At 47.9% G+C, this 13,042-nt stretch carries 13 protein-coding genes; 9 read left to right on the forward strand and 4 right to left on the reverse strand.

The genetic code is table 11. From position 1 onward, the window contains the following. Nucleotides 1-26: 26 nt before the first annotated feature. Complete coding sequence (locus HGH91_RS00560) at nt 27-1,130, reverse strand: AI-2E family transporter (RefSeq protein WP_168736525.1); 1,104 nt, start codon at nt 1,128-1,130, stop codon at nt 27-29. 141 nt (nt 1,131-1,271) lie between these two features. Between HGH91_RS00560 and HGH91_RS00565 the strand changes: the two genes are divergently transcribed. Continuing rightward, nucleotides 1,272-2,357 (forward strand): family 20 glycosylhydrolase, encoded by a 1,086-nt coding sequence (locus HGH91_RS00565; RefSeq protein WP_168736526.1) that lies wholly within the window; start codon nt 1,272-1,274, stop codon nt 2,355-2,357. A gap of 80 nt (nt 2,358-2,437) precedes the next feature. Here HGH91_RS00565 and HGH91_RS00570 read toward each other — a convergent pair whose 3' ends face one another. Further along, entirely contained in the window at nt 2,438-3,358 is a 921-nt protein-coding gene (locus tag HGH91_RS00570) for a helix-turn-helix transcriptional regulator (RefSeq protein WP_168736527.1), read from the reverse strand. A 437-nt stretch (nt 3,359-3,795) separates the two neighbouring features. On the opposite strand from HGH91_RS00570, the gene HGH91_RS00575 reads away from it, so the two are divergent. The 3 genes from HGH91_RS00575 (at nt 3,796) to HGH91_RS00585 (ending at nt 5,490) form a co-directional block, all read left to right on the forward strand. After that, nucleotides 3,796-4,035, forward strand: coding sequence for a hypothetical protein (locus HGH91_RS00575; RefSeq protein WP_168736528.1), 240 nt, complete (start codon nt 3,796-3,798; stop codon nt 4,033-4,035). Nucleotides 4,036-4,091: 56 nt separating this feature from the next. Next, nucleotides 4,092-4,439, forward strand: a complete 348-nt coding sequence (locus HGH91_RS00580) for a DsrE family protein (RefSeq protein WP_168736529.1) — start codon at nt 4,092-4,094, stop codon at nt 4,437-4,439. Nucleotides 4,440-4,614: 175 nt separating this feature from the next. Then, nucleotides 4,615-5,490: a DUF6089 family protein gene (locus HGH91_RS00585; RefSeq protein ID WP_168736530.1), complete on the forward strand. Its 876-nt coding sequence runs from the start codon at nt 4,615-4,617 to the stop codon at nt 5,488-5,490. A gap of 386 nt (nt 5,491-5,876) precedes the next feature. On the opposite strand, the gene HGH91_RS00590 is transcribed toward HGH91_RS00585, so the two are convergent. Further along, on the reverse strand, nt 5,877-6,050 hold the full coding sequence (locus HGH91_RS00590; protein WP_168736531.1) for a hypothetical protein: 174 nt from the start codon (nt 6,048-6,050) through the stop codon (nt 5,877-5,879). A gap of 46 nt (nt 6,051-6,096) precedes the next feature. On the opposite strand from HGH91_RS00590, the gene HGH91_RS00595 reads away from it, so the two are divergent. The 3 genes from HGH91_RS00595 (at nt 6,097) to HGH91_RS00605 (ending at nt 8,924) form a co-directional block, all read left to right on the forward strand. Next, a complete protein-coding gene (locus tag HGH91_RS00595) occupies nt 6,097-6,423 on the forward strand; it encodes a hypothetical protein (RefSeq protein ID WP_168736532.1) in 327 nt (108 codons plus the stop codon). Between the two features lie 106 nt (nt 6,424-6,529). Next, the gene (locus HGH91_RS00600; protein ID WP_168736533.1) at nt 6,530-8,452 is read left to right on the forward strand and encodes a menaquinone biosynthesis decarboxylase; all 1,923 of its coding nucleotides are present in this window, start codon (nt 6,530-6,532) and stop codon (nt 8,450-8,452) included. Then, nucleotides 8,424-8,924 (forward strand): DUF6265 family protein, encoded by a 501-nt coding sequence (locus tag HGH91_RS00605; RefSeq protein WP_168736534.1) that lies wholly within the window; start codon nt 8,424-8,426, stop codon nt 8,922-8,924. The genes HGH91_RS00600 and HGH91_RS00605 overlap by 29 nt, the downstream gene beginning before the upstream one ends. A 70-nt stretch (nt 8,925-8,994) precedes the next feature. On the opposite strand, the gene HGH91_RS00610 is transcribed toward HGH91_RS00605, so the two are convergent. Then, on the reverse strand, nt 8,995-10,578 hold the full coding sequence (locus HGH91_RS00610) for a peptide chain release factor 3 (protein ID WP_168736535.1): 1,584 nt from the start codon (nt 10,576-10,578) through the stop codon (nt 8,995-8,997). 102 nt (nt 10,579-10,680) lie between these two features. Here HGH91_RS00610 and HGH91_RS00615 point away from each other — a divergent pair, with 102 nt between their 5' ends. Together HGH91_RS00615 and tsaD are read left to right on the forward strand one after the other, a co-directional pair. After that, nucleotides 10,681-11,934, forward strand: coding sequence for an ABC transporter permease (locus HGH91_RS00615; RefSeq protein WP_168736536.1), 1,254 nt, complete (start codon nt 10,681-10,683; stop codon nt 11,932-11,934). Between the two features lie 77 nt (nt 11,935-12,011). Continuing rightward, the gene (gene tsaD / locus HGH91_RS00620) at nt 12,012-13,007 is read left to right on the forward strand and encodes a tRNA (adenosine(37)-N6)-threonylcarbamoyltransferase complex transferase subunit TsaD (RefSeq protein WP_168736537.1); all 996 of its coding nucleotides are present in this window, start codon (nt 12,012-12,014) and stop codon (nt 13,005-13,007) included. Nucleotides 13,008-13,042 lie beyond the last annotated feature (35 nt).

Below are 13,042 nucleotides of genomic sequence, written 5' to 3' on the forward strand. Positions count from 1 at the left end.
TTTTATCGTGAAGGCAGCCTTTTTATTTATCCGGCAGCGTTTTCATCGCTGTTTTTTTGCTTTATCTTTCTTGCTTTTTTGTCTTTGGCTTCATCTCCCAGGAGGATGGCCCATGGCTGCATTTCCTCTATGTTCTCACAAATGATCTTAATGATGGCAATGGTAGGAATGGCGAGAAACATACCGGGAATGCCCCAGAGCATATTGCCCAATACCACGCCTATAATGGTAATAAGGGCATTGATTTTCACTTTGGAGCCTACAATGCTGGGAAACAATACATTGCTGTCGAAGATATGCACCAGGAACAAGGTAACGCCAGCTTGCAGGGCCTGGATGGGCGCGCCGGTTGACAGCGTAACCAGTATAATCAGGATCGCGGCGGAGAGTATACCTACGTAAGGAATAATATTGAAGATGGCCGCCATTACCCCTAGTAAAATGGCATATTTAATACCGAATATGAGGAACAGGACGGTGTTGAGAACCGCCACAATCACCATTTCTATCATTAATCCACCTACATAGCTTTTAATGATACTGCGGGTACTGCCGATTACCGTCAATAGCTTTCCGCGATGTTCTTCCTTGAAATTTTTTATCAGGAACTTTACCAGTAACCTCCGGTAGAAGAGAATAAAAAAAGCATACAGGAATACAAACACGATGAATACCAGCAGGGAAGACAGCGACAGGAACGTTTGGCTGATAAAGCTGGTAGCGGTACCCAGGGTGCCCATCAGCGCCTTCTCCACATAACTCAGCTGGTCGCTGGAGTTAACATGAAATTTTTCGTTTACCCAGTCCTGGGTAGAGCTAACCACCAACAATAGTTTTTGCTGCAGGGTAGGGAAGTCCGAAATAAAGGCTTCCATTTGTTTACCCAGCATGATCATGATCAACACGAGCACAATTATAAATAGCAGTACAGCGAGTATGGCGGCCATGCCCCTGGGTATCCGCCGTTTCTCCAGCCATTGGACTACAGGTAACAGCATGATGGCGATAAGGAGGGCAAACATCATGGGTACAATGATACCACTACCGATATGAGCCACATAAATAACCAGGATAATGGATAACAGGGTAAAGGTGAGTCTTGCGCTGAAAGGCAGTTTAACCTCGTTCATAGATGCGTACTTTTATCAAAGATATTAAAAATCAACGTGTATAACATTAGAATTGCTATTATACATTTGTTTGGCCCAAATGGTTGCAGAACATCCCGGCATTCCTTAATTTACTGCATTCCTGAAAAATTTTTATCACTTATGAAAAAACTGTTTGCCCTTTTCCTGCTGTTTGCCGCCAGTATTTCCTTTTCTTTTGCAACACCGCCACCAGCCGACACGCTGCCTGTTCGCGGTTTTTGTATAGCGGCTCCCCGGTCGGCGGGACTGCCGGCTTTCCTGAAATTTATAGCAACTGAGCTGGCGCCCCGCCATATCAATACGCTGGTGCTCCGGGTGGATTTCAATTACGAGTTCAAGTCGCATCCTGAATTGCGCGACCCGGGCGCCTTAACGGAAGCAGAAGTAAAGCAGGTGGTACAGACCTGCCGCGCACACCAGATACGGCTTATTCCGCAGATTAATTTGCTCGGGCATCAGTCCTGGGCAGGTACCACTAACAACTTGCTGAAGATATATCCTGATTTTGATGAAACGCCCTGGGTAAAGATGCCTGCCAAATATGAATGGCCCAATGCAGATGGGTTGTATTGCAAGAGTTATTGCCCGCTGCATCCGGGTGTTCATAAAATAGTATTTGAGTTGGTAGATGAGATCTGTGATGTGTTTGAATCCACCGCTTTTCATGCCGGTATGGACGAAGTATTTTATATCGGTGAAGAGAAGTGTCCCCGCTGCGGCGGGCGGGATAAGGCAGAATTATTTGCCGGAGAAGTATGGACGCTGCGCAATCACCTGGCCGGAAAACAGCGTACGTTATGGATTTGGGGCGATCGCCTGCTGGATGGCAAAACCACGGGACTGGGGGCCTGGGAGGCAAGCATGAATAACACTGCCAGGGCGGTAGACCTGGTGCCAAAAGATATTATGATCTGCGACTGGCATTATGAGCGTCCTGATAAAACGCCTGTCTATTTTGCAATGAAAGGATTGTCTGTGATTACCTGTCCCTGGCGGATGCCAGCCAATGCGAAGTTGCAACTGAAAGACATGAATGATTTCAGGGCTACAGCTACTAAGGACATGAAGGCGCGTTACCAGGGAATGATGCAGACGGTGTGGTCGGATGCCGATAGTTTTCTCGCCGAATTTTATGGTACCGGCAAGCCTCAGAAAGACCTGGAACATACCAGCGCCAATTGTTTCCGGGCGGTTTTTGAGAAGTAAGAAAAATAATCAATGGATGTTCCCGGAGAGAGGTACCGCAGCCTGGGGGGCATCGCGGGGAACATCCATTTGCCATTTACTCAGTAATGTTTCTTCAGCTGCGGTATATATATTTCGGAATTGCTGGGACCGTTCATGGAGATGAAAAAGTGATTGCCGCTCATTTTGAATACGCCTTCCTTACAGTTCATGCTGATGAAATTATACATCGGCACACCGGCGGTGGCAAAGTCCATGGGTACGGGCAGTTTCAGGTAGTTGCCACCTGTAAATCTTTTAGTCATCAGGTAGCCGAAGTTTTGCTGTAACTGTATATGCGCTGCAATGGCCGGTACGGGGATCAGTATGCCGGCAAACATGGATAGCCGCTCATAGTTAGTCACTGGTACGGCGTCGAGTGTACCGGTAATAATCCTGCTTTGTGGCAGATCGTATAAGGTCTGCATCTTCTTAAACAGGTTATAGTACTGGGTCATCCTGGCAATCATTTCCGCTACGGGGTCTTGTCCCCGTGAAATGAGAGAGTAGTACAGGATGCTGTCCGGCAGCTTTACCTTTTCGCAACGTTCGTAGTTAAACAGACCGTTGAAGGCATCGGGGCCAAGAGCGGCCGTAATAGACTCCGTTATCTGCAAGGTTCTCTTTTCGTTGGGAAGAATAATGATTTGCCGGAAATCTTTTGGGCTTTCTTTAAAATGTTGTTTGAACGCCTTGCTAAATGCCGCTGTAGTAGCGTATCCGCACAGGTCACTTATTTCACCGATATTATACCCGCTATGCCGGAGCAATCCCGCGGCCAGTTCCAGCCGGTGGCGTTTTACATAATGCCAGAAGGGTTCGCCCATGTACTGCGCGAAGTTGTGATAGAAATAAGAATAAGAAATACCCAGTCTGTCGGAAACATCTTTAATACTAAATGGATCGCCTACATGATCATCTGCATAGGATAGCCCCTGTAGGGCAAAATTCTCAATTTGTTCTCTGGTTATAAGGGAAGCCATAAAATAATACGGGATTTTAGGAATTCACCGGATGCGAACATGTAAATTTTATCGTAAATCAGCTTTTATCAACATGAACATTATATCTAATTTAATCTCTTTTGAGATGTTCCAACATGTAATTTTAAAAATCATTTCAAGATATTAATTATCAATATAATATGAATATTTTTTTTAAAGTATTTGAACGGAATGCGGGTGTTTGTTGCCACCCGGGGCAATTTTTTTAAAAAAAAAGCTGAAATGGACAAATCGTTCTGAAAGTGATTGAATAACTTTAAAAGTGCGTCATGTAAACAGCTCCAACCAGGTTTTTCAGTTCGGATTTTATTGAGTTTATCATATTTGTCCTATCAATCCTGTTATGGAGTTGCGGAAATCGCAACGCCATTTGGAAGATTTATAACATGGCTCCCGTAGTATAATTGTATTTAACCATGATACTTGTCATTATTACTTTCCTGTTGCTGTTGTTGTTTCTCGGTTGGGCTTTATTGTTCCGCCATTTCAGGGCCTTACAGGTTGCCAATATCAATATTGTAAGGCAGGAGCAGAAGGAGGCTTCGCTGTTGTATCAGTTGCACGAAATCAAGAAGAAAAATCATCAGCTGGAGGAAAAGCTCCGTGAGGTACAGTATGAGCTCTATCACGAGAAACAGAAAGCAGCTCATCGCTGAGAGAACATCCACCTTTTTACTTTCCATTTTGCCGATATTTGGGTAGGTTTGTTGCCATGAAAGTCGTTTTCCAGATTACGTCCGGTGATGCCGATGTACAGTTATCCATGTTAGGGCAGCTCCATAACCTGCTAACTCAGGCAGCTATTGAGCAAACGCCGCTTGATGTGGAGGTAGTAGTACATGGACAGGCCTGGAACCTGTTGTTACCCGCCGCCAATCCCCTGGCGGAGAAAGTCCGGCTACTGCAGGAAAGGGCCGTATTATTTATTGTTTGTGCCAATACCCTCCGTGGCCGGGAAATGCAATTAACAGATCTGCTGCCTGGAATATCCCTGGTACCCGCAGCTATCTTTCACCTGGTAAAACGCCAACAAGAAGGCTGGGCCTATATCAGATGTTAGTTTAGCGATTTATTACTTTAATTGTTTATTAGTTAATTACTTTATTAGTTTATTTTTACATTTTTAAAGACCCTGTGGGTATATGTGGAGAAGTATTGAAGCGGGCAGCAAATAAAAATTGTAGAATTAGCGTTTAATGGAATCAAATCGGACTAACCTCTTAAACTTTTATACTTTGAAATTCACAAAATCTACCGGAATACTCTTGTTGTTGACGGCGATCCCCTTTTTCAGCTTTGCACAGGACTGGCACGTGGGCGCTTTTGCAGGCATCAGTAATTACAGCGGAGATCTGACACAACAACGGGTGGATATGAAATACACCCGGCCGGCACTTGGATTGTTAGTGCGAAAAGATATCAACCGTTATCTCAGCGTGCGTGGCGCTTTTACCTGGGGAATCGCTACAGGTGCAGATAGTACCAACACCTCGCCCGCATTGAAAGCCCGTAACCTTAGTTTCCGTACCAATATTTTTGAAGGAAGCCTGATTGGTGAAATCAACTTTTTTGACCTGGATGAAAAAGGCTTTACTCCCTACGTATTTGTAGGTGTAGGCGCCTTTGGTTTTGATCCTACCGCCAAAGACCAGTCGGGCAACCAGGTGCGCCTGCGGCCACTGGGCACGGAAGGGCAGGGGTTACCCCAATATCCCAGCCGTAAGCCGTACGATCTTTTAACTGTTTCCTTTCCTTTCGGCGCCGGTCTTAAAGCCAATCTGAATGAAAAATGGACGCTCGGATTCGAAATTGGATTGCGTCCTACACTCACCGACTACCTGGATGATGTAAGTACCAATTATGTTGATAAAAACACGTTGCTGACTTATCGTGGCCAGAAAGCTGTAGACATGGCCTATCGCGGCGATGAAGTAACGGGGAAAGGCACTACGCCAGGTACTTATCCGGCAGATGGCACTATCCGCGGTTCTGATAAGCACAAGGACTGGTATGCCTTTTCAGGGTTTACAATTACCTATCGCCTCGGCAGTGGCTCTGGTTCCGGATGGGGTAAGCAAAAAGCTACCCGCTGCCCTGTACTGCGTCCATAACAGCGCATTTAACCTTTTATTGTCTCCATATAATCCCGGCCATATGCCGGGATTTTTTTATTGGCATAGTTGTTGAATTTAGAAGTTTAAACAGGTATCAATGCAGCCACCAGCTTATAGCGGATGGCATTAACAGAAATCGCGGAGAGAGTATGAAATCAACAGCCGCAGAAAAATAAGTTGGTGTGCAACGACCTGTTATAGCGAACAAAAAAAAAGTGCCATGAAGAAGTTTTTGTATTTAGCTTCAGTGATATTGACGGTGGGTAGCATGAGCCTTTTTGCACAGCACAGGCCTCCAGCTCCGCCACTGCCGCCAAGGCCACCGGTACCCGGGCATTTCCCGCATCCGCCGGTTCCGCCTCATCCGCCGTTGCCGCCGCATTTCAGGCATCCGCCGCATCCACCACATCCGCCCGGACCGCCACGCCGGCATCATCACAGGCACTATAGACCACATCGGCATTACCACCGATATAGCTATGTGAGCTACCCGGGAGCCACCTACGTTGTGAATAGCGCTCACCTGAACTTATATCAGCTTTCGTAAAAAATAACATCACAATTTTTATTTGCCAACCAATCTTGAACTAAAAACCAAACAACATGAAAAAAGTAATGCTGATGATGCTGCTGATAGCTGGTACAGTGTTTACCGCTTCCGCTCAAAGAGGATGGGGTCATGACAGGGGCCGCGGACATGGCCGCTGGGAGCGCGAAAGATGCGACCGTGACGATGACAGATGGGAACGTAGAAGGGAATGTCGCCGCGACTGGGATGACGATGAGTGTTACCGCCCAAGAAGAAGGGTGGTATATGCCGAACCCGCTTACTACCCTGTAGTACCTGTACCGGTGCCAGTACCCGCTCCGCGCTATTACCCCTCCAGGCCCAGAGCCGTATTCCACGCAGGAGTTACCATCGTGAACTGATAACTGAAAATGGAATAAATGAGATGCCTCCCATTATTTAAGTGGGGGGCATTTTTTATTGCGGTGCGGGATGGTTACTTTTGTTGATTGGTAATACGAATCGATCATGGCATATAAAAATCTCAGACACTTTATAGATACGCTGGAACAGGCAAATGAGCTGGTACGCATCAAGACGTATGTGGACCCACGACTGGAAATAGCAGAAATAACTGACCGGGTGAGCAAATCGCCCGATGGGGGTAAGGCGCTGCTGTTCGAAAATACCGGGACCGACTTCCCGGTACTGATCAATGCGATGGGCAGCTATAAGCGTATGTGCCTGGCCCTGGGTGTACAGGAACTCGACGATGTTGCCGGGGAAATTGAAAACCTTTTTAAAATGCTATCCAAGCCCAAAGAAGGGATATTGGATAAACTGGCCCTGCTTCCCAAGCTGGGACAATTTGCCTCCTGGATGCCCAAAGTGATTGGCGGAAAAGGAAGCTGTCAGGAAGTAGTAATGGCCAACCCCGACCTGAACAAGCTGCCTGTACTTACCTGCTGGCCTAAAGACGGGGGCCCGTTTATTACGCTTCCCGTGATACATACCAAAGACCCGCTGACCGGCACCCGCAATGTAGGGATGTACCGTATGCAGGTATTTGAAAAAGATATGACCGGTATGCACTGGCATAAACATAAAGTATCTGCCAAACACTTTATGGAATATAAAAAGCTGAATAAGCGTATGCCCGTTGCCGTGGTACTGGGCGGAGACCCGGTATATACCTATTCTGCCACTGCACCCCTCCCGGAAAACGTGGATGAGTACATGCTGGCAGGCTTTCTCCGCAAGAAAAAAGTAGAACTGGTAAAATGCATTACCCAGCCGGAAATAGAAGTTCCTGCCGATGCCGATTTTGTGATTGAAGGGTATGTAGATCCTTCGGAAGACCTGATATGGGAGGGCCCGTTTGGCGACCATACCGGCTATTATTCCCTGGCCGACTGGTACCCCAGGTTCCATGTAACGGCAGTTACGCACCGCAAAGATGCCGTATATCCGTCTACCATAGTGGGTATCCCGCCACAGGAAGATGCCTGGATAGGAAAGGCCACAGAACGCATTTTCCTGGCGCCCATTAAAATGACGCTGGTACCGGAAATCATAGATATGGAAATGCCGGTAGAAGGGGTATTTCATAACCTGGTGATTGCCCAGATTAAGAAAGACTACGCCGGGCAAGCCCAGAAAGTGATGAACGCCATGTGGGGCGCAGGGCAGATGATGTTTAACAAGATCCTGGTGGTTACCGACGACGGGACAAAGATCAATGACTATAAGCAGCTGGCCCAATATGTCTTCCAACACCTGAACCCCGCTACCGATATCTACCTGAGCCAGGGGCCTATGGACGTGCTGGATCATTCCTGCTCCAAAATGGGCTTCGGCGGTAAGATGTGTATCGACGGTACCCGGAAATCGGAAGAAGAGCTGGATACTACCTTCCTGCAGGCGCCATCGCCCCGGGAAATAGATACGGCAGCTATTATGCAGCAGTTCCCTGAAATAAAGGGTATCAACAGCAGCTTACTGCCGTTGGATATCTCCTGTATACTGGTAGCAGTGGAAAAGAACCGTCCTTTCCATATCCGCGAACTGAATGAACAGCTATATACTTTACCGGCGCTGACAGGCGTGAAAATGGTATTGTATGTAGAGCATACCGTGGATGTTAGCGACCTGGCCTCTGCCCTGTGGCGCTTCTGCAATAACCTGGATCCAAAGCGTGATAGCTTTGTGATACGCCAGCCGTCGGCTGTTGCCGGGAAATATGTGGGCGGCATCGGCATGGACGGTACGCTGAAAACCAGGTTGCTGGATAACTTCGAGCGTGACTGGCCTAATATCATTGTAGCAGATGATACCACTATCAGTAAAGTAGACGCCAAGTGGCCGGAACTGGGCATGGGTCCCTTCCTTCCATCGCCTTCTCTTAAATACAAACACCAGATCTATGGCGAAGAAGCGGTGGTACAACAGTAAATATCTCCTCCTGGCAGGATTGTTACTGGCCGGCAGTCTACGGGCAGCCAGCCAGGTAAGCACGACAGATTTTCCGCTGCTCAGCAAGCTGGAAGGCACCTGGCGTATGTCTACCCGCAAAAGCACGATAGTAGAGCGTTGGAGTAAAATAAACGACTCTACCTGGAGCGGTAAAACCTGGCGCGTGGTGGGGAAAGACAGCGCGGTACAGCAATCGATGCAGGTGGTGCAAAGGAACGGGGAGATCAGTTTTATGCCTGTTTATGAAGGTGGACCTACGGCCAGGCCTATACGTTTACGGCTCCGGGTACTGAAGCCCATTGGCTTTGTAGCAGAAGACCTCAATAACGATTTTCCCCGTAAAATTACTTACCGCTTTAAAGATGCCCGGCACCTGGATGCCCGCGTAGAAGGCACCAGGGACGGCACCATAGAAGAATATATTTTCCAGTACGTGATCGTGGAAGACTAGCAATTCCTGATTGCATAATAAAAAAGATCGGCGCCCGGAATCCCGGACGCCGATCTTTTTTTATGTTTTCCTATTTGTGTATTTCCGAAGTGAAGTTAAACTGGATATCCGGGTTGTTGGTACGTTCAGTATTCAGGTACCATTCAGACTGGGCCAGGTATACCAGGTGACCGTCTTTATCTTCCACGATGTTGGAGGATTTAAAACGGATGAAGTCTTCGATTTTATTTTTAGGACCGGTGAGCCAGCAGGCCTTATAGAAAGGCAGGGTATTAAACTGGCAGGCCGCGCCATATTCCTGGAGCAGGCGGTACTGGATTACTTCAAACTGGAGTTCACCTACGCAACCAATAATTTTACGGTTACCGCCATGTTGGGTAAACAACTGGGCTACCCCTTCATCTGTGAGCTGACGGATACCTTTTTCCAGCTGTTTGGTTTTCATGGGGTCCTTGTTCACCAGCTCCTTGAACAGTTCAGGAGAGAAGCTGGGGATACCGGTAATGTAGAAGTTTTCGCCTTCCGTGAGGGTATCACCGATTTTAAAGTTGCCTGTATCGAATAAGCCCACCACATCGCCGGGGAATGCATCATCTACGATGTTTTTCTCACGGGCGAGGAAGCTGTAAGGGTTGCTGAATCTAACGTCTTTGTCTAAACGAACGTGGTGATAAAATTTGTTGCGTTCAAACTTACCGGAGCAAACGCGAAGGAAGGCGATACGGTCGCGGTGACGGGGATCGAGGTTCGCATGTATTTTAAATACAAATCCGCTGAACTTATCTTCCTGTACACTTACTTCGCGGGTAGTAGCAGTACGGTCGCGAGGGGTAGGCGCAATGTCTACGAAGGTATCCAGCAGGTCTTTTACCCCGAAGTTGTTGACCGCGCTACCAAAGAAAACGGGGGCCAGTTTACCGGCGAGGTAGTCTTCCCGGCTAAAGGTATCATACACGCCTTCGATGAGCTCTACGTCGCCACGGAGCTGGGCGGCATCTTTTTCGTTGAAATGCCCATCCACGTAGCTGCTGCTGAGATCCTCAAGGGGTACTACATCCTCGTCGGTGGCTTTTTTATTGGGCTGGAAAGCTACCAGGCTTTTATCATAGAGGTTGTAAACGCCTTTGAAGTCGCTACCCATGTTAATAGGCCAGCTGAGAGGTCTTACGCGGATGCTGAGTTTTTCTTCCAGTTCATCGAGCAGGTCGAAGGGATACTTACCATCACGGTCCATTTTATTCACGAAAATGATGACAGGTGTATCGCGCATGCGGCATACTTCCATCAGTCTTTCGGTTTGTTCTTCCACTCCTTTTACGCAGTCGATTACCAGTACCACGCTGTCCACTGCGGTGAGGGTACGGTAGGTATCTTCAGCAAAGTCCTTGTGACCGGGAGTATCCAGGAGGTTAACGAGGATATCGCGGTATTCGAAGGTCATAACGGAAGTGGCCACGGAGATACCTCTCTGTCTTTCAATTTCCATGAAATCCGAAGTGGTATGCTTCTTTATCTTATTGGATTTCACCGCACCGGCTGTTTGAATAGCCCCGCCGAACAGGAGGAATTTCTCTGTCAGCGTGGTTTTACCGGCATCCGGGTGGGCGATGATAGCAAAGGATTTTCTTTTATTGATTTCGTTAGCGTACTTCATATATATCCGAAAAATGGCAGCAAAGGTAACTAAATTTTTTGTCCGGCTATATTTCGTGTTTATTGGCACCGCTCATGGCCATAAATCTGTTACATTTGAAATATGATAGCGACCCTTAAAATATTATGGAATAGTTTTAAGATGGCGATGCAGGAATTGCGGGTTAACAAGCTGCGTTCTTTTTTGTCATTGTTTGGTATAACCATAGGTATCTTCTGTATTATCGCCGTACTGACGCTCACGGGCAGCCTGGAACACAATATCAGGAAAGACCTGGCCGACCTGGGTGATGATGTGATTTACCTGCAGAAATGGCCCTGGGGTGGAAATGGAGAATATGCATGGTGGAAATATATGAACCGCCCCCTGCCTGAGTATAAAGACCTGAAAATTATACAGGATAAGGTCCAGAGTGCCAGCTATGCTTCTTTCGACTTTGAAGTGGGCGGCAAGAAAGTGGAGTATGGCGACGATTACATGGATGGGGTGAATATGATGGCGGTGACCCATGATTTTGACCAGATCCAGACCTTGCAGATAGTGGGCGGCCGCTATTTTGCCAACGGCGAAAGCAATAGTGGCGCTAATGTGGCCATCCTGGGATATACCATCTGGGATGGTTTATTCCCTTCCGCGGAGGCGGCGCTGGGAAAGATGGTGAAGGTAGCGGGAAGGGATGTGAAAGTGATCGGCGTGTTGAAGAAAAAGGGGGAAAGTATGATCGGGGGGATTGGCTACGACAACGCTATTATCCTGCCTTACCGTTTTGCCCGTACCATTGTGGATGAGCGCCGGTATGCTGATCCATATATCCTGGTAAAGGCCAAATCCACCGTGTCGCTGGATCAGCTGAAGGATGAGCTGAGAGGGGTAATGCGGGCGGCACACCGATTGAAACCTTCCGTAGAAGACGATTTTGCGCTAAATGAGATCAGTTCGGCGAATGAGAACCTCAACTCTCTTTTTGCGGCTATCAATGGCGGGGGGATCCTGATTGCAGGGTTTGCCCTGATTGTAGGGGCTTTCGGGATCGCCAACATTATGTTTGTAACCGTAAAAGAGCGGACCAATATTATTGGGTTAAAAAAGGCAATTGGCGCGCGCAGGGCGATTATCCTGATGGAGTTCCTGCTGGAAGCCGTTTGTCTGTGTTTGTTCGGGGGATTACTGGGACTATTACTCGTGTATTTGCTGACAGTAGTTATTAATATGTCCGGTAGTTTTGAGATGATATTATCCCCGGGCTCGGCGGTTTTTGGCATCAGCGTATCAGCGATTGTAGGTCTGCTGGCGGGTTTCATCCCGGCGTGGGTGGCCAGTAAGCTGGATCCGGTGGTAGCCATACGGAGTAATTGATCAGCTAAAGGTATTGGCAGCAGTTATGCTGTGTACAGGCGGGATTTTCCCGCCTTTTTTTATTAAATTTGCCGCTTATGTCCGTTAAAATATTAGCCATAGAATCATCCTGTGACGACACAGGAGCTGCCGTTATTGTAGATGGAAAAGTGTTATCCAATCATATTGCCAACCAGAAGGTACATGAGCAATATGGCGGGGTAGTGCCGGAACTGGCTTCCCGGGCGCACCAGGAGAACATAGTGCCCGTAGTGGATATTGCATTGCAAACAGCAGGCGTGAAGCGGGAGGAGCTGAGTGCCATTGCTTTTACCCAGTCGCCCGGCCTGATCGGATCGCTGCTGGTGGGTAGCTGCTTTGCCAAATCGATGGCCATGGCGTTGGATATCCCGCTGATAGGCGTGCACCACATGCAGGCGCACGTGCTGGCTAATTTTATTGACGATCCCAAACCTGATTTTCCTTTTTTATGTTTAACGGTGTCGGGTGGACATACCCAGATCGTGCTGTGTGAAAGTCCGTTGAAGATGCGGGTCATTGGCGAAACACTGGACGACGCAGCCGGCGAGGCTTTTGACAAGAGCGCCAAAATACTGGGACTACCTTATCCCGGCGGCCCGTTGATCGATAAATATGCTAAAACCGGTAACCCGGCCCGGTTTAAATTTCCCGAACCCAAAATTCCGGGACTGAACTTCAGTTTCAGCGGGTTAAAGACCGCCATCCTGTACTTTTTACAGCAGCAGGATCCGGCCTTTATTGCGGAGAATATGCCAGATATCTGTGCCTCCATACAGCATCGTATTGTCAGTATCTTATTGAATAAAGTGATGAAGGCGGCTGAGGAAACCGGTATCCGCGATGTAGCGATTGCCGGTGGGGTGAGCGCCAATAGTGGCCTGCGCCAGGCGCTGGCCGAATATGGGGATCGTTATGGCTGGCGTACCTTTATTCCGAAGTTTGAATACTGTACCGACAATGCCGGTATGATTGCCATTACCGCGTATTACAAGTACCTGGCGGGCGATTTCGTGGGCCTGGATGCAGTACCTACTGCGAGAGCTGCATTTTAGTAAAAAGGTACCCACGGTTAAATGCTAACAGTTTT

This window comes from Chitinophaga eiseniae, assembly GCF_012641265.1.
Lineage (GTDB): Bacteria > Bacteroidota > Bacteroidia > Chitinophagales > Chitinophagaceae > Chitinophaga > Chitinophaga eiseniae_A.